Below are 14,081 nucleotides of genomic sequence, written 5' to 3'. Positions count from 1 at the left end.
CCGCCTCCCGAGGTTGTCGTCGGCTCCCATCATGGCCGCTGTCGCGACCGCCGGCAGGCCGAGTGGGCCGGCCGGCTACGCTGCCGCGGTGACCGACCTGGAGGCGGCGGCCCGACGCTTCATCGCCGACGTGTGGAACGCCGGCCGCGAGGAGAGCGCGTACGACCTGGTCGCCGGGGACTGCCCAGGGCTGGGCGGGACCGGGCCGGCCGCCGCGCTGGCCTGGCACCGGGAGCGGCGGGCGGCCTTCCCCGATCTCCGCTACAAGATCGTCGAGCTGGTCGCCGCCGGTGACCGGGTGGCCGTGCACTGGCGGGCCGCCGGCACCCAGGCCGGCCAGTTCGGCCCGGTGCCGCCGACCGGCCGGGTGGTCAGCTACTCGGGCGCGTCGTTCCTGCGCTTCGACGACAGCGGCCGGATCGTGGACGTGTGGAGCGTCAACGAGCTGTTCCAGGTGCTCCAGCAGCTCGGCGTGGAGATGCTGCCCCCGCTCACACCCGGCGAGGCGTGATCCGGCTGATCGGCAGGTTCACCGGAAAGGGCTCGCCGGTGTCGACGAACTTGGTCCACCGGCCGGTCTCCGCATAGACCTCGTGCACCGGATCGATCTTGTAGGTGTAGACGACGAGACCCTCGTCCTCGATCTCGATCCGCCAGTAGAACGGGATCCCGGCCTGCGCGTAGAGCGCCGGCTTGAGGACGCGGTCGATGGACCGGGTGCTGGGCGAGACGATCTCCACGGCGAGCGCCACCTCGTGCGGCTCGTACCGGGACGGCTCGCGGGCGGCCGCGGCCGCGGTGGTGACCAGCACGTCCGGGATGAAGGAGCGGGTTCGGTTGATCCGCACCCCGACCGCCTGGGTCACGTCGTACCCGTCGGGGCAGTCCTCATCGAGCGCCACCATGAGCAGGGCAGCGATGCTCTGGTGCATCCGGGTGGGGGAGGGGGACATGAGCAGCACTCCATCGAGCAGTTCGCGGCGGCGACCGTCCTCCGGCAGCGCGTCCAGATCGTCGGTCGTCCACTCGCGCTCCGGCGGGTGATCGCTCTCCAGCGCGGCGGTCATCGGTGAGCCCTTCCCGGTGCGTCGTTCTCCCCGCGCTCACGATACCGCCGCCAACAGTCCGGGTGGTGGTCGCGCGCGCCGGGGGCACAGGGCAGGATGGGCGGCATGAGCGAGCGCAGCGAGCGAACCAGCCGGCGCAGCGGGGCGACGGCGTGAGTGAGCGCGGCGGCGGCCACGGCGAGGGGCTGGTCAAGGGCCTGGCGGTCACGCTGAAGACGATGACCCGCCGCTCGACCACCCAGCAGTACCCGGACGTCGCGCCCGAGCTGCCGCCGCGCTCGCGGGGCGTGATCGCGCTGCTGGCCGAGAACTGCACGGTCTGCATGCTCTGCGCCCGCGAGTGCCCGGACTGGTGCATCTACATCGACTCGCACAAGGAGGAGGTGGCGGTGCCCGGCGCCGCCCGCCCCCGCCAGCGCAACGTGCTCGACCGGTTCGACATCGACTTCTCGCTCTGCATGTACTGCGGCATCTGCGTCGAGGTCTGCCCGTTCGACGCGCTCTACTGGTCCCCGGAGTTCGAGTACGCCGAGTACGACATCAAGAACCTGCTGCACGACAAGGACCACCTGGGCGAGTGGATGGGCACGGTCCCGCCGCCGCCGGCGCACGACCCGCACGGCGACCCGTCCAAGGAGGAGACCACCGCGGCCCGCAAGGCCGCCGCACCCACCGCCCGGCCGACCGGGGTACGCCCCGAGCCCGGCGCGGGGCAGGGCGGGGGCGCGCCGTCATGACGGGTGCGGACGTGCTGCTGCTCGCCCTCGGCGCGGTGGCGGTGGGCGCGGGCGCCCTGGTGGTCGGCACCCGGCACCTGGTCCGGGCCGGCCTCTGGCTGGTGGTCTGCCTGGGTGCGCTGGCCGGCGACTACCTGGTGCTCAGCGCCGAGCTGGTGGCCTGGGTGCAGGTGCTCATCTACGTCGGCGCGGTGGTGGTGCTGCTGCTCTTCGCGGTGATGCTCACCCGGGCTCCGATCGGCGTCTCCGACGACCTGGACCGGCCCGGCTGGCCGGCCGCGCTGATCGGCGGGGGCAGCGCGCTGGGCCTCGCGGTGCTGCTGGTGGACGCGTTCCGCTGGTCCCGGGTGGACCTGCCTGCCGCGGGCACCGCCGAACGCCTCGGTGAGCAGGTGTTCCGCTCCTGGGTGCTGCCGTTCGAGGTGCTCTCGGTGCTGCTGCTCGCCGCCCTGGTCGGCGCGATCGTGCTGTCCCGCCCGGACATCGGCCGCCCGGGCACCGACCCGGCGGCCGCGCCGGCCGACCCCGGCCGCCCCGGCCCGCGCCCGGCCACCGCCGCCACCGGCCCGACCCCGGCCGGCCCGGGGACCGCCGCGCCGGGCGGCGGACCGGCGGCGGTCGCGGCCGGTGGGAGCAGCGAGGAGGGCGGGCGCCGGTGAGACCCGTCATCCCGTACGTCACCGCCGCGCTCCTGTTCGGCCTCGGCGCGTACGGCGTGCTGCGCCGCCGCAACGCCGTGCTGGTGCTGATGGCCGTCGAACTGATGTTGAACGCGGTCAACCTGATCCTGGTCACCGCCGACACCACGGTCCGGGCCCAACTGCCGCAAACCGGGCAGGTCTTCGCGCTCTTCGTGATCGTGCTCGCCGCCGCCGAGATCGGCGTCGGGCTGGCCATCGTGCTCCAGCTCTACCGGCTGCGGGCCAGCGTCACCGTCGACGACGTGCCGCTCACCGAGGCGCCCGTGCCGGCCACCGCCGCAGCCGCCGCCAGCGGCAGCACGCCGACCGCAGGCGGGAGCGCACCGACCACCAGCGGTGGGAGCGCGGGCGACGACCGGGCGGAGGAGGCGAGGTGACCGGGCTGCTCGCGGTGGCGCTGCCGGGCGTACCCCTGCTCGTGGGTCTGCTCGGGTTGCTGCTGCCGGCGGGCGCGGCGACCGGGGCGGACCGGGCCCGGCGGGCGGCGATCACGCTCGGCGTGGCCGGCGCGGCGGTCGCGCTGGTCGTCGCGGTGCTGCTGGTGCTGCGGGTGGACGGCCCGGTCGAGGGCTCGACCACCTGGGTCGACCTGGGCGGGTTGCCGGTCACCCTCGGGTACCGGCTGGACGGGGCGGCGCTGCTGGTCGCCGTGGCGGTCAGCGCGGTGGCCCTGGCCGTGCAGGTCTACTCGATCGGCTACCTGCGGCGCGGGCCGCACGACGACGTCGACGTCGACCACCGTTACCCGCCGTACGCGGCGCAGATCAGCCTCTTCACCGCCGCGATGCTGACCGTGGTGGTCTCCGGTGACCTGATCCTGCTGCTGGTCGGCTGGGAGGTGATGGGCATCTGCTCGTACCTGCTGATCGCCCACGACCGCCGGCTGCCCGAGGCCCCGGCCGCCGCGATGAAGGCGTTCCTGGTCACCCGGGTGGGTGACGTCGGCTTCCTGCTGGGCATCGCGCTGCTCGGCGTCGGCGCGGGCAGCTTCCGGATCGCCGACGTGCTGGCCCACGACTACCCGGCCGGCACGCTCACCGTGGCCTGCCTGCTGCTGCTCGCCGGGGTGGCCGGCAAGAGCGCCCAGTTCCCGCTGCACACCTGGCTGCCGGACGCGATGGCCGGCCCCACCCCGATCTCCGCGCTGATCCACGCGGCCACCATGGTCGCCGCCGGTGTGTACGCGGTGGCCCGGCTCTACCCGCTCTTCGCGCAGGCCCCGGCCGCGCTCGCCGTGCTCGGCGTGCTGGCCACCGTCACCCTGCTGCTCGGCGCGTTCGCGGCCACCGCCCAGGACGACATCAAGCGGGTGCTGGCCTGGTCGACCGTCTCCCAGATCGGCTACATGACCGGCGCGCTCGCCGTCGGGGCGCCCGCCGCGGCGCTGTTCCACCTGCTCACCCACGCCGCGTTCAAGGCGCTGCTCTTCCTCGCCGCCGGCGCGGTGATCCACGCCGTCGGCACCACCCTGATGTCCCGGATGGGCGGCCTGCGCCCGGCCATGCCGGTGACCTTCTGGTGCATGGTGGTCGGGCTCGGCGCGCTGGCCGGCGTGCCGCCGCTGGCCGGCTTCTGGAGCAAGGACGGGGTGCTCGCCGCCGCCGAGGCCGCCGCACTGGACGGCACCGGCCCCGCGCCGGCCTGGGTGGCCTGGCTGGTCTGGCTGGGCGGGCTGCTCGGCGTCGCGGTCACCGCCTGGTACGCCACCCGCCTGCTGCTGCGTACCTTCCTCGGCACCGCCCGCATGCCGCTCGCCCGGCCGCACGACCCGCCGGCCCTGCTGCGCTGGCCGGTGCTGCTGCTCGCCGTCCCGGCGGCGCTGCTCGGGCTGGCCGCGTTCGCGCCCTGGTTCGCCGACCGGCTCCGGGTGCCCGCCGACGACAGCGGGCCCGCCGTCGAGCTGGTCCACCTCGCACCGAACCTGCTCCTGCCGTTCCTGCTGCTGCTGGTCGGGGCGGGCGTCGCCTGGGCCGGCTGGCGCCGCGACCCGGCCGCCGACCCGGCCCGCTTCCTAGGTCCGCTGCGCCCGCTCTTCGCCCGGGCGTTCCGGCTCGACGACGTCCAGCACGCCCTCGTGGTACGCCCGGCCACCGGGCTGGCGCGGGTGGTGCGGGCCGGTGACGAGCTGGGGGTGGACGGCCTGGTGGAGGGGAGCGGGCGCGCGGCGATGGCGCTCGGTGGCGGGCTGGCCGGGCTGCACCGGGCGGCCCTGCCCCGGGCCGCGGCGGCGGTGCTGGCCGGCGCCCTGCTGATCGGGATCGCCGTCGCGCTGATCGGGGTGGCCGCATGACGTGGGGACAGTTCCTGCTCGTCGCGGTGCTCGCGCTGCCGGCCCTGGGCGCGATCGCGGCGGCCCTCGTCCCGGGCGACCGCGCCGGCCGGCTGGTCGGCACGGTCGCCGCCGGCCTGACCCTGCTGGCCACCGTGGCGCTGGTCGGCGGCGACCACGGCTGGTTCGGCTACGGGCCGAGGCCCGCCGTCCAGCCCTGGCACCAGCTCGACCTGCCCTGGGTGCCCGGCCTGGACCTGCGCTTCCACCTCGGGGTGGACGGCATCTCCTGGCCGTTGGTGGTGCTCACCGCCCTGCTCACCGTGCTCTGCTGCGGGTACTCGCTGTGGCGGGTGCCTGCCGGCGGCAGCGGGCGGGCCCTGGTGGCGCTGCTGCTGGTGGTCGAGGTGGGCATCCTGGGCACCTTCCTCGCCCTCGACCTGGTGCTCTTCTTCCTCTTCTTCGAGGTCGTCCTGCTGCCGATGTACGCGGTCATCGCCGGCTGGGGCGGCGCGGACCGGCGGCGGGCGGCCCGCAAGTTCGCGCTCTACACCCTCTTCGGCTCGGTGCTGCTGCTGGTGGGCGTCTACGTCGTGGTGGCCGCCGCCGGCACCGCCGACCTGATGGTGCTGACCGGCGGCGCCGGGCTGTCCCGGGGCACCCAACTGGCCGCGTTCACCCTGCTGGCGCTCGCCTTCGCGGTGAAGAGCCCGCTCTGGCCGCTGCACTCCTGGCTGCCCGACGCGCACACCCAGGCGCCCACCGTGGGCAGCGTGATCCTGGCCGGGGTGCTGCTCAAGATGGGCACGTACGGCCTGATCCGGGTGGCGGTCGGGGTGGCCCCGGAGGGTGCCCGCTGGGCCGCCCCGGTGCTCGGGGCGCTCGCCGTCGCGGCGATCCTGGTCGGCGCGCTGGTCTGCCTGGCCCAGGACGAGCTGAAGCGGCTGATCGCGTACTCCAGCGTCGGGCACATGGGTTTCGTGCTGCTCGGCGTCGCCACGCTCACCGCCACCGGCCTGCAGGCCGCGCTGATCGGCAACATCGCGCACGGCGTCCTCACCGGGCTGCTCTTCTTCCTGGCCGGGGCGATCAAGGACCGGGCCGGCACCGGGTCGCTCGCCGAGCTGTCCGGGCTGCGGGAGAGCGCGCCCCGGCTGGCCGGGCTGCTCGGCTTCGCGGCGATCGGCTCCCTCGGGCTGCCCGGCCTGGCCGGCTTCTGGGGCGAGGCGTTCGCCGTGGTGGCCGCCGTCCAGCGGGGCGGCGGGCTGTGGACCACCCTGGCCGTGCTGGCCGCGCTGGGCGGGGCGTTGACCGCCGCGTACGTGCTGCGGCTGCTGCGGCGGGTCACCCACGGCCGGCCCAGCCCGGCGGTGGGCCGGCTCGGCCCGGGGCTGGCCGGGGCGGAGTTGACCGCCTGGACGCCGCTGGTGCTGCTCGCTCTCGCCGTGGGGCTGGTCCCCGCGCTCGTCCTGTCCTACGCCGCCGGCCCGGTCGCGGCCCTGCTGGGGGTGGTCACCCGATGATCAGCGAGCGTCGGCGAGCGGCGTGCCAGCGTGGCGAGGTGCCGGCATGAGCCTGGTGCAGAGCGTGGACCACGTGGCGCTGCTGCCGGCGTACCTGGCCGGCGGCACGGCCGTCCTGGTGCTCCTGGTCGACCTGCTGCCGGCCCGGCCCGCGGCGACCGTGGCGGTGGCGGCGACCGGGTCGGCGGTCACCGCGCTGGGCGCGGGCCTGGCCGGTACGGGCGGCACCCGCCGCACCTTCTGCGTCGGCGCCGACTGTTCCTGGCTGTACGGCGGCCGGGCGGCCCTGGTCGCCGTGGTCTTCGCGCTGCTCACCCTCGGGGTGCTGGCGCTCTCCGGTCCGCTGCTGCGCTCCGGCCGGGTGCCGGTGGGGGAGTACTGCTTCCTCCTCGCCTGCGCGCTGACCGGTGGCGTGGTGCTCGGCGCGGCCGGCGACCTGATCACTCTGATCGTCGCGCTGGAGACGCTCACCCTGCCGCTGTACGTGCTGGTCGGCCTCCGCCGGGGCAGCCTGGCCGGGGCGGAGGCGGCGGTCACCTTCTTCGTGGTCAGCGTGGTCGCCACCACGCTCACCCTGCTCGGCGCGGCGCTGCTCTACGCGGTCGCCGGGACCCTGCACCTGGACCGGCTCGGGGCCACCCTGGCGGCCCGGGACGACCTGCTCGACCTGCCGCTGACCACGGTCGCGGTGGCGCTGGTGGTGGCCGGGCTGGCCTTCAAGGTCGCCGCGGTGCCGTTTCACGCCTGGGCGCCGGCCACCTACGACGGGGCGCCGTTGCCGGTCGCCGCGTACCTCTCCACCGCCTCGAAGCTGGGCGGCGTGGTGGCCGTGCTGGCGGTGGTCGAGCGGGCGCTGCCGGCGAGCGTCACCGGGCCGGTGCTGGCGGCGCTGGCCGTGTTGACCATGACGGTGGGCAACCTGGTGGCGCTGCGGCAGCGGCGGACGGTCCGGCTGCTCGCCTGGTCCTCGGTGGCCCAGGCCGGTTACATCCTCGCCCCGCTCGGCGCGCTGGCGCTGGCCGGCGGTCGCACCGCCGACGCCCGGTCGGGCGCGTACGCGGCGGCCGTGGCGTACGCCGTCTTCTTCGTGCTGCTGGAACTGGCCGCGTTCGCCGGGGTGGTGGCGTTGCGGCCGGCGGACGGCGACGGCGGCACCCTGGCCGACCTGTCCGGCGCGGCCCGCCGGCACCCCTGGGTGGGTGGCGCCTTCGCGCTCGCGCTGATCGGGCTGGCCGGCCTGCCGCCCGGCCTGGCCGGGCTGTTCGCGAAGGTCACCGTGGTCCGTGCGCTGCTCGCCGGGCACGCCGGCTGGCTCGCCCTGGTGGTGGCGGTGAACGCGGTCCTCGGGTTGGCCTACTACCTGCGGCTGGCGGCCACCCTGTACGCGGCGCCGGGCCCGGCGACCGCCCGGCCGGCGCGGGTGGTGGCGCTGGCGCTCGGGGTGGCCACCGCGCTGGCGGTGCTGCTCGGCTTCGCCCCGCAGGTGGTGCTGGAGGTGGCCGGCCGCTGAGGGGGCGGTTCGTCCCCCGGTGCTCGGCCTGCACAGCCGGCACACAGGATTCCTCAGCCAACTTTCAGCCATGGGCCGGATGGTTGACGGGTACCGGTGTGTTGAACCGGTCAGCGGGTCCCCGCGCGGGCCCGCGCACCGAAGGAGCGATCGTGCATCACAACCGTTTCAAGACCGCAGCGCTGCTCGGCCTGCTGACCGCGCTCATCCTCGCGGTCGGCTACTGGTTCGGCGGGAGCGGCGGGCTCGTCATCGCCGTCGTCATCTCGTTGCTGATGAACGGCGTGACCTACTTCTACTCCGACAAGCTCGCGCTGCGCTCGATGCGGGCGCAACCGGTCAGCGAGGCACAGTTCCCCGAGCTGTACCGGATGGTGCGGGAGCTCTCCACCCAGGCGGGCCAGCCGATGCCCCGCCTCTACGTGAGCCCGACGGCGCAGCCGAACGCGTTCGCCACCGGGCGGAACCCGCAGCACGCGGCGGTCTGCGTCACCCAGGGCATCGTGGAGGTCCTGGACTACCGGGAGCTGCGCGGCGTGATCGGGCACGAGCTGTCGCACGTCTACAACCGGGACATCCTGATCTCCAGCGTGGCGGCCGGCCTGGCCGGCATCATCACCATGCTGGCCAACCTGGCCTGGTTCATCCCGCTGGGCTCCTCCGACGACGAGGACGGCCCGAACCCGGCCGTGCTGCTGCTCACCCTGATCCTCGGCCCGATCGCGGCCACCCTGATCCAGTTGGCGATCAGCCGGAGCCGCGAGTTCCAGGCCGACCAGTCCGGGGCCGAGCTGAGCCGGGATCCGCTGGCGCTGGCCAGCGCCCTCCGCAAGATCCACGCGGGTACGCAGCTGCGCCCGCTGCCGGCGCAGGGCAACCTCACCAGCACCGCGCACCTGATGATCGACAACCCGTTCAAGCGGGGCGGCGGCATCGCCGCGATGTTCGCCACCCACCCGCCGATGGAACAGCGGGTGGCCCGCCTGGAGCAGATGGCCGGCAACGCCGGTCCGGTGCAGTTCCAGCGCTGATCCCAGCGACCTCCGCCCGCGTCCGCCCGGACGCGGGCGGAGTCGTGTCGCAACCGGAACGGTGTCTCAGGCGGTGGCCCCGGGCAGCCGGTCGGGGCGGGTGACCAGCACCGCGACCAGCAGCACCACCCCCGCGGCCAGGTACGCGGCGGCCGGGCCGAACAGCTCGGCGGTGCTGCCGAGCAGGAAGATCCCGCAGCCGGCGACGACGATGTTCGAGGCCACGATGGTCGCCTCGACCTGCCCCATCCGCTCCTTCGGCGCGAGCCGGGCGAAGGTCGCCTGCGCCCCGATCAGCCAGCCGCCGCCCGCGCCGATCAACGCGTTCGCCGCCGCCAGCGCCCACACCGGCGCGTGCCCGGCGACCAGCGCCGAGGCCAGCAGGAACGCCCCGCCGAGCGCCCCGACCGCGACCACCTGACCGCCGACCCGGCCCAGCCACGCCCGCCGCCCGGCGACCAACACGAAGATCGCGCCGCCGAGCGGCGCGGCGGCCAGCACGATGGGGCGCCAGCCGCCGCCGGCCAGGTCCGGGGCGAGGGTCTCGGGCAGCGCGCCGGAGAGCACCGTGCCGAGGGTGAGCACCGCGACGCCGCGCAGCACCGGATGGCCGGCGATGGTGCGTACGCCCGCGGTGGCCGGGGGCCGCGCCGTCCGGTGCTTCCCCCCGCCGGCCGGCAGCCCGGCCAGAATGACCGCGGCGATCAGGAAGGACACGAGGTCCGCCAGGAGCGCCACCCGGGGGCCGAGCGCCACGGTCACGCTGGCCCCGGCGAGCAGGCCGGTCACCTGGCCGACCTGGTTGGCGAAGGCGGAGAGGCCGAAGAGCGGCAGCCGCAGCGGGGTGTCCACGGCCTCGGCGGCGATCGCCACGTTCACGCTCGAGTACGCCGCCCGGACCGCGCCCAGCAGGCCGGCCGCCACGATCGCCGGCAGCGCCCGGGGGGTCACCGTGGGGACGGCGATCAGCGCCGCCCCGGCCAGCGACAGCCCGACCAGCATGGTGCGCCGGGCCGGCACGTCCAGCCAGCCGCTGAACACGGTGGCGACCAGCAGGGCGGGCAGCGCGCGGGCGGCGTACACGGCGGCCGGGCCGAGCACCGACTGCGTCTGGTCATAGGCGAGCAGCAGCAGCGCGGCCAGCCCTACGAAGTCGCCCAATTCGGACACGCCGCGGGCGATGACCAGCCGGGACGCGACCGGGTGGCGGAACAGCGCCCGGTAGCCGGGGGGTGGCGCGAGCCGTTCGTCGGCGTCGGTCATCGGCTCGGCTGGTCCGCTTTCCCGCCGTGCCGGGGCCCAGCCCCGACCGGTGGCGACTCGACAGCGGTGCCGGTCATCAAACCTCCGTACGGCGTCGGGCGGAGTCTGCGGAGCCATGGACCCAGTTCGATCAGCAACCTACCCTTTCCGCGCCGTCGAAGCACCCCCGCCCCGGACGGTGGTGTGAGGCAGCCGACCATCTCCCCGGCGACCTGCGGCGTTAGGGTCGGAGGGAAATCCACTCGTTACCACTCCGTACCGGAGGTGCACCCTTGGCCGCACTGCGCCAATACCTCGGCGTCTGGCGGATCCCCGGCGCGCCGATGCTGCTCGTGCTCGGCATCGTCGGCCGGCTCGGGATCGGCATGACCCCGTTGGCGCTCCTGCTCGTGGTCGAGGACGTGACCCACCGGTACGCGCTGGCCGCCGTCGCCGGCGGCGTCTACGCCCTCTCCGGGGCCGCGCTCAGCCCGGTGGCCGGCCGGATCGCCGACCGGGTCGGCCCCACCCCCGTGCTGCTGGCCACGGCGGTCGCCCACCCGCTCGCCCTGTTCGGGCTGCTCGGGGCCAGCCGTTCCGGGTCCGACAACCTGGGCCTGATCTACCTGGCCGCCGGCGTCGCCGGCGCCACCTACCCGCCGCTCACGGCCGCCATCCGGGGCGCCTGGAACGACCTCACCGCCCCGGTCTCCGGCCGGGCCCACCTGCGCAACACCGCGCTCGCCGCGGAAACCTCGCTCTTCGAGGTCGTCTTCGTTCTCGGCCCGCTGCTGGTGGCCGCGTTCGTGCTGCTCGCCGACGCCGCCGCCGCGTTGGTCGGCGCCGCCGTGGTCACCCTGGTCGGCACCAGCGCCGTCGCGCTCGGCCGGGTGATGCGCGGCTGGCGGCCGCACCCGCGCGAGCACCACGCCAAGGGCCTCGGCCCGCTGCGGGTCGGCGGCTTCCCGGCCCTGCTGTTCTGTATCGCCACCATCGGCATCGCGTTCGGCGCGGCCGGCGTGATCGTCCCGGCCTTCGCCGGGACCGCCGGCACCGGCGACCCGGAAAGCCTGGCCGGCGTGCTGCTCGCGGTCTGGGGCATCGGCAGCGCCGCCGGTGGCTTCTGGTTCGGCGTACGCCCGCCGGCCGCCAACATGACCCGCCAGTTCGCCTGGCTGCTCGGCGCCGTGGCGGCCAGCTTCGGCGTCTTCGCGCTGATGCCCGGCCCGGTGGCGCTCGGCGTCGCCCTGGTGATCGGCGGGGCCACCATCGCCCCCGCGCTGACCCTGGAGAACACCCTGGTCGGCCGGATCGCCCCGACGGGCATGCTGAACGAGGCGTACACCTGGGTGGTCACCATGTCGGTGGCGGCCAGCGCCGCCGGCGGCGCGGTGGCCGGCCTCATCGTCGACCATGCCGGCGGCGTGCCGTGGGCCTTCGTCTTCGCCGGCGCGGCGGTCGCCGTCGGGGCCGCGGTCGCCGCGCTCCCCACCGGTCCGATCGCCCGCGCCGAGGCCGCCGCGGTCCGCGCCGAGCAGCCGGTGGCCGCCTGACCGGGACGGATCACATCCGTTCCGATGGGTACCCGGGCGGGATGTTCCTCTTCTTCTCGAACCGGATCGGCTGCCTCGGGTCGATCCTGATCAGCGCGATCCTGACCGTGGTGCTGCTGCTGATCTTCACCCGCTGACCGGCTCCCCGCACGGATCGTCCGGGGAGCCGGCGGCGGTGGGCCGGACCGCCGCCGCAGCATCGTCGGGCTCCAGTCGATCCGCTACACATCAGCTTCACCCGAGGGGTGCCAGTTGGCTGCCGCTCCGGCTCGGCTGTCACAGCGCGTAACTGGGCGGGCCGCCGGTCGCTGGGCATGCCATCCTTGAGCCGCTCACGACACCGCTCAGCGACAGCAGCGGAGTCAGTGGAACTTTCTCTCCGGATGGCGTCGGATCCGGGCCGAGTCGTTCGTAGCACCGGCGAGGGCGGCGAGGTCTGCCCGGTCCCGGAACGGACGTGACGCTCAGCCAGCCAGCCAGCCAGCCAGCAGGCGAGGGTGACGTCCCGAACGGGTCCTACGCGCACCGGGAGGCAGAGGTATGGCAAAGCTGATCTACGTGACCAATGTGTCGCTCGACGGCTACATCGAGGACGAAAACGGGGACTTCGCCTGGTTCCCGCCCGACGACGAGGTATTCACGTTCACCACCGACCTCCTGCGGTCGGTGGGCACGCTCCTGTACGGGCGGCGCCTGTACGAAAAGATGGCGGTCTGGGAGACCGACCCTTCCCTGGCCGCGCGGTCCAGCCTCATGGCTGACTTCGCGAGCGTCTGGCAAGCGGCGGACAAGGTCGTCTACTCCACGACCCTCACCGCGGTGTCAACGGCCGCCACCAGCGTGGAGCGCACTTTCGACCCCGCCGTCGTACGCCAGTTGAAGGCCACGGCCAGCAGCGACATCGCCATCGGAGGCGCCAACCTGGCGGCACAAGCCATCCGGGCCGGACTGGTCGACGAGTGCCAGTTGTTGGTCTGGCCCACGGCGGTCGGCGGCGGCAAGCCGGGGCTGCCCACCGACGTGCGCACCGACTTCGCGCTCCTCGACGAGCGCCGCTTCGGCAACGGCGTCGTCCACCTCCGGTACCGCCCGCTCGGCCACTGACCACGCTGATCTGGGCGCCCGGGTGACAGGGCCTGGCCGGCCTCGTCCTGAGGCCGGCCGGAGCCGACTTACCGGTAGTTGGTGAACTGCAGGGCGACGCCGAAGTCCTCACCCTTGAGCAGCGCGATGACGGCCTGCAGGTCGTCCTTCTTCTTGCCGGTGACCCGGAGTTGGTCGCCCTGGATCTGCGCCTGGACGCCCTTGGGGCCCTCGTCGCGGATCTTCTTGCTGATCGCCTTGGCCTTGTCCGAGTCGATGCCCTGGATCACCTTGGCGTCGACCTTGAAGATCTTGCCGGAGGAACGCGGGTCGCCGGCGTCCAGCGACTTGAGGGAGATGTTCCGCTTGATCAGCTTCTCCTTGAAGACCTCCAGCGCGGCCCGGACGCGCTCCTCGGTCTCCGCCTGGAGGCTGATCGCCTCCTCGCCCGACCAGGAGATCTCCGCACCCGTCCCGCGGAAGTCGAACCGCGTCGCGAGCTCCTTCTCCGTCTGGCGGACGGCGTTGTCGACCTCCTGCCGGTCGACCTTGCTCACGATGTCGAAGGACGGGTTCGCTGCCATGCTCATGCTCCTGCTGTCCGGCGGTCTGTCCTGTTCCATCCCACCCTGACCGGGTGGGACCCCCTGACGGTACCCGCTTGCGGCGGCCCGGGGGACAACCGCTATCCTTGCTTCCGCCGCCGCGTTGCGACGCGGTGGTGTGCCCTGGCGGGTTGCCCGAGCGGCCAATGGGAGCGGACTGTAAATCCGTCGCGAAAGCTACAGAGGTTCGAATCCTCTACCCGCCACCAGGTGCATAAAGCGGCCCCTGACCAGCGAAAACGCCGGTCAGGGGCCGCTTTCGTGAGTCCAACTCCAACCCGCTCGATCTCGCTGGCCATGTCACCTGATCGGGTTGTCGAGCGCACTGTCTCGATCAACGGCGACCCTCGACGATCTGGGCAAGGACGTGCCGCTGTTTCGCTCCGCGGTGACCGACGCCGAACCTCGCGGCGCAAGGGCGAGCGTCTGAAGCCAGGCCGGCGTTCATCACCGCGTACGCGGGCAACGTCCCGCCCGGCCACACGTTCGCGTCCATCGCCGAGATCGACGCTGCCATCGGCATCGAATTCCGGCCGGCTGCTCGCCACCGAACCGGTCCGCCGAACCGGCGGCGCGGCCGTGGTCGGCCGCTGGGGTCGCCCCAAACCCGATGTCGACGCCGCCGCCCGCCGGCCCGGCCCCCGTACCGGGACCGGGCCGGCGGACGGTCAGCGGCGGCTGCGCAGGTACATGATGGCGACCAGGGCCACCACTACCAGGACAAAGAACGCGACCATGACGGGTGCCGGCATCGGAGAGC

The 14,081-nt window shown here is 74.2% G+C and carries 13 protein-coding genes and 1 tRNA gene; 11 read left to right on the top strand and 3 right to left on the bottom strand.

The annotated features are described in order from the left end of the window. The first annotated feature begins 88 nt into the window (after positions 1–88). Positions 89–511 (top strand): ester cyclase, encoded by a 423-nt coding sequence (locus tag AB0I11_RS06670; RefSeq protein ID WP_357314391.1) that lies wholly within the window; start codon positions 89–91, stop codon positions 509–511. Here AB0I11_RS06670 and AB0I11_RS06665 read toward each other — a convergent pair. Beyond that, positions 492–1,067, bottom strand: coding sequence for a Uma2 family endonuclease (locus AB0I11_RS06665; protein ID WP_357314389.1), 576 nt, complete (start codon positions 1,065–1,067; stop codon positions 492–494). The genes AB0I11_RS06670 and AB0I11_RS06665 overlap by 20 nt on opposite strands. 152 nt (positions 1,068–1,219) lie before the next feature. Here AB0I11_RS06665 and AB0I11_RS06660 point away from each other — a divergent pair, with 152 nt between their 5' ends. The 7 genes from AB0I11_RS06660 to htpX all read left to right on the top strand — a co-directional run bounded on the left by AB0I11_RS06660 (position 1,220) and on the right by htpX (position 8,838). After that, positions 1,220–1,804, top strand: a complete 585-nt coding sequence (locus tag AB0I11_RS06660; RefSeq protein WP_357314386.1) for an NADH-quinone oxidoreductase subunit I — start codon at positions 1,220–1,222, stop codon at positions 1,802–1,804. Continuing rightward, positions 1,801–2,463, top strand: coding sequence for an NADH-quinone oxidoreductase subunit J (locus tag AB0I11_RS06655; RefSeq protein ID WP_357314384.1), 663 nt, complete (start codon positions 1,801–1,803; stop codon positions 2,461–2,463). Before AB0I11_RS06660 ends, AB0I11_RS06655 begins: the two co-directional genes overlap by 4 nt. Beyond that, on the top strand, positions 2,460–2,882 hold the full coding sequence (nuoK, locus tag AB0I11_RS06650; RefSeq protein ID WP_357314382.1) for an NADH-quinone oxidoreductase subunit NuoK: 423 nt from the start codon (positions 2,460–2,462) through the stop codon (positions 2,880–2,882). Before AB0I11_RS06655 ends, nuoK begins: the two co-directional genes overlap by 4 nt. Next, positions 2,879–4,795 (top strand): NADH-quinone oxidoreductase subunit L, encoded by a 1,917-nt coding sequence (locus tag AB0I11_RS06645; RefSeq protein ID WP_357314380.1) that lies wholly within the window; start codon positions 2,879–2,881, stop codon positions 4,793–4,795. Before nuoK ends, AB0I11_RS06645 begins: the two co-directional genes overlap by 4 nt. Beyond that, positions 4,792–6,297, top strand: a complete 1,506-nt coding sequence (locus AB0I11_RS06640) for an NADH-quinone oxidoreductase subunit M (RefSeq protein ID WP_357314378.1) — start codon at positions 4,792–4,794, stop codon at positions 6,295–6,297. The genes AB0I11_RS06645 and AB0I11_RS06640 overlap by 4 nt, the downstream gene beginning before the upstream one ends. A gap of 46 nt (positions 6,298–6,343) precedes the next feature. After that, positions 6,344–7,807 carry a proton-conducting transporter membrane subunit gene (locus AB0I11_RS06635; RefSeq protein WP_357314375.1) on the top strand — a complete coding sequence of 488 codons (1,464 nt, stop codon included), beginning with the start codon at positions 6,344–6,346 and terminating at the stop codon, positions 7,805–7,807. Positions 7,808–7,959: 152 nt separating this feature from the next. Continuing rightward, positions 7,960–8,838 (top strand): zinc metalloprotease HtpX, encoded by an 879-nt coding sequence (gene htpX / locus AB0I11_RS06630; RefSeq protein ID WP_357314373.1) that lies wholly within the window; start codon positions 7,960–7,962, stop codon positions 8,836–8,838. Positions 8,839–8,904: 66 nt separating this feature from the next. Here the strand turns inward: htpX and AB0I11_RS06625 are convergent, their stop codons facing one another. Beyond that, on the bottom strand, positions 8,905–10,101 hold the full coding sequence (locus AB0I11_RS06625; RefSeq protein ID WP_357314370.1) for a hypothetical protein: 1,197 nt from the start codon (positions 10,099–10,101) through the stop codon (positions 8,905–8,907). A 272-nt stretch (positions 10,102–10,373) separates the two neighbouring features. Here AB0I11_RS06625 and AB0I11_RS06620 point away from each other — a divergent pair, with 272 nt between their 5' ends. Further along, positions 10,374–11,633, top strand: a complete 1,260-nt coding sequence (locus AB0I11_RS06620) for an MFS transporter (protein ID WP_357314368.1) — start codon at positions 10,374–10,376, stop codon at positions 11,631–11,633. Between the two features lie 540 nt (positions 11,634–12,173). Continuing rightward, a complete protein-coding gene (locus tag AB0I11_RS06615; protein ID WP_357314366.1) occupies positions 12,174–12,737 on the top strand; it encodes a dihydrofolate reductase family protein in 564 nt (187 codons plus the stop codon). Between the two features lie 68 nt (positions 12,738–12,805). Here the strand turns inward: AB0I11_RS06615 and AB0I11_RS06610 are convergent, their stop codons facing one another. Continuing rightward, positions 12,806–13,300, bottom strand: a complete 495-nt coding sequence (locus tag AB0I11_RS06610) for a YajQ family cyclic di-GMP-binding protein (RefSeq protein ID WP_357314364.1) — start codon at positions 13,298–13,300, stop codon at positions 12,806–12,808. 146 nt (positions 13,301–13,446) lie between these two features. Here AB0I11_RS06610 and AB0I11_RS06605 point away from each other — a divergent pair. Then, positions 13,447–13,530: transfer RNA gene (locus AB0I11_RS06605), tRNA-Tyr, on the top strand. Positions 13,531–14,081 lie beyond the last annotated feature (551 nt).

It is taken from the genome of Micromonospora sp. NPDC050495, assembly GCF_040655175.1.
Lineage (GTDB): Bacteria > Actinomycetota > Actinomycetes > Mycobacteriales > Micromonosporaceae > Micromonospora.
The sequence above is the reverse complement of the archived record's forward strand: the minus strand, read 5'-3'. Positions and strand labels throughout refer to the sequence as shown.

Excerpts from the sequence above, each read along its gene's own strand:
- AB0I11_RS06635 (WP_357314375.1), top strand. The coding sequence starts at position 6,344 with ATGAGCCTGGTGCAGAGCGTGGACCACGTGGCGCTGCTGCCGGCGTAC.
- AB0I11_RS06610 (WP_357314364.1), bottom strand. The coding sequence starts at position 13,300 with ATGGCAGCGAACCCGTCCTTCGACATCGTGAGCAAGGTCGACCGGCAG.
- AB0I11_RS06615 (WP_357314366.1), top strand. The coding sequence starts at position 12,174 with ATGGCAAAGCTGATCTACGTGACCAATGTGTCGCTCGACGGCTACATC.
- AB0I11_RS06625 (WP_357314370.1), bottom strand. The coding sequence starts at position 10,101 with ATGACCGACGCCGACGAACGGCTCGCGCCACCCCCCGGCTACCGGGCG.
- AB0I11_RS06655 (WP_357314384.1), top strand. The coding sequence starts at position 1,801 with ATGACGGGTGCGGACGTGCTGCTGCTCGCCCTCGGCGCGGTGGCGGTG.
- AB0I11_RS06640 (WP_357314378.1), top strand. The coding sequence starts at position 4,792 with ATGACGTGGGGACAGTTCCTGCTCGTCGCGGTGCTCGCGCTGCCGGCC.
- AB0I11_RS06665 (WP_357314389.1), bottom strand. The coding sequence starts at position 1,067 with ATGACCGCCGCGCTGGAGAGCGATCACCCGCCGGAGCGCGAGTGGACG.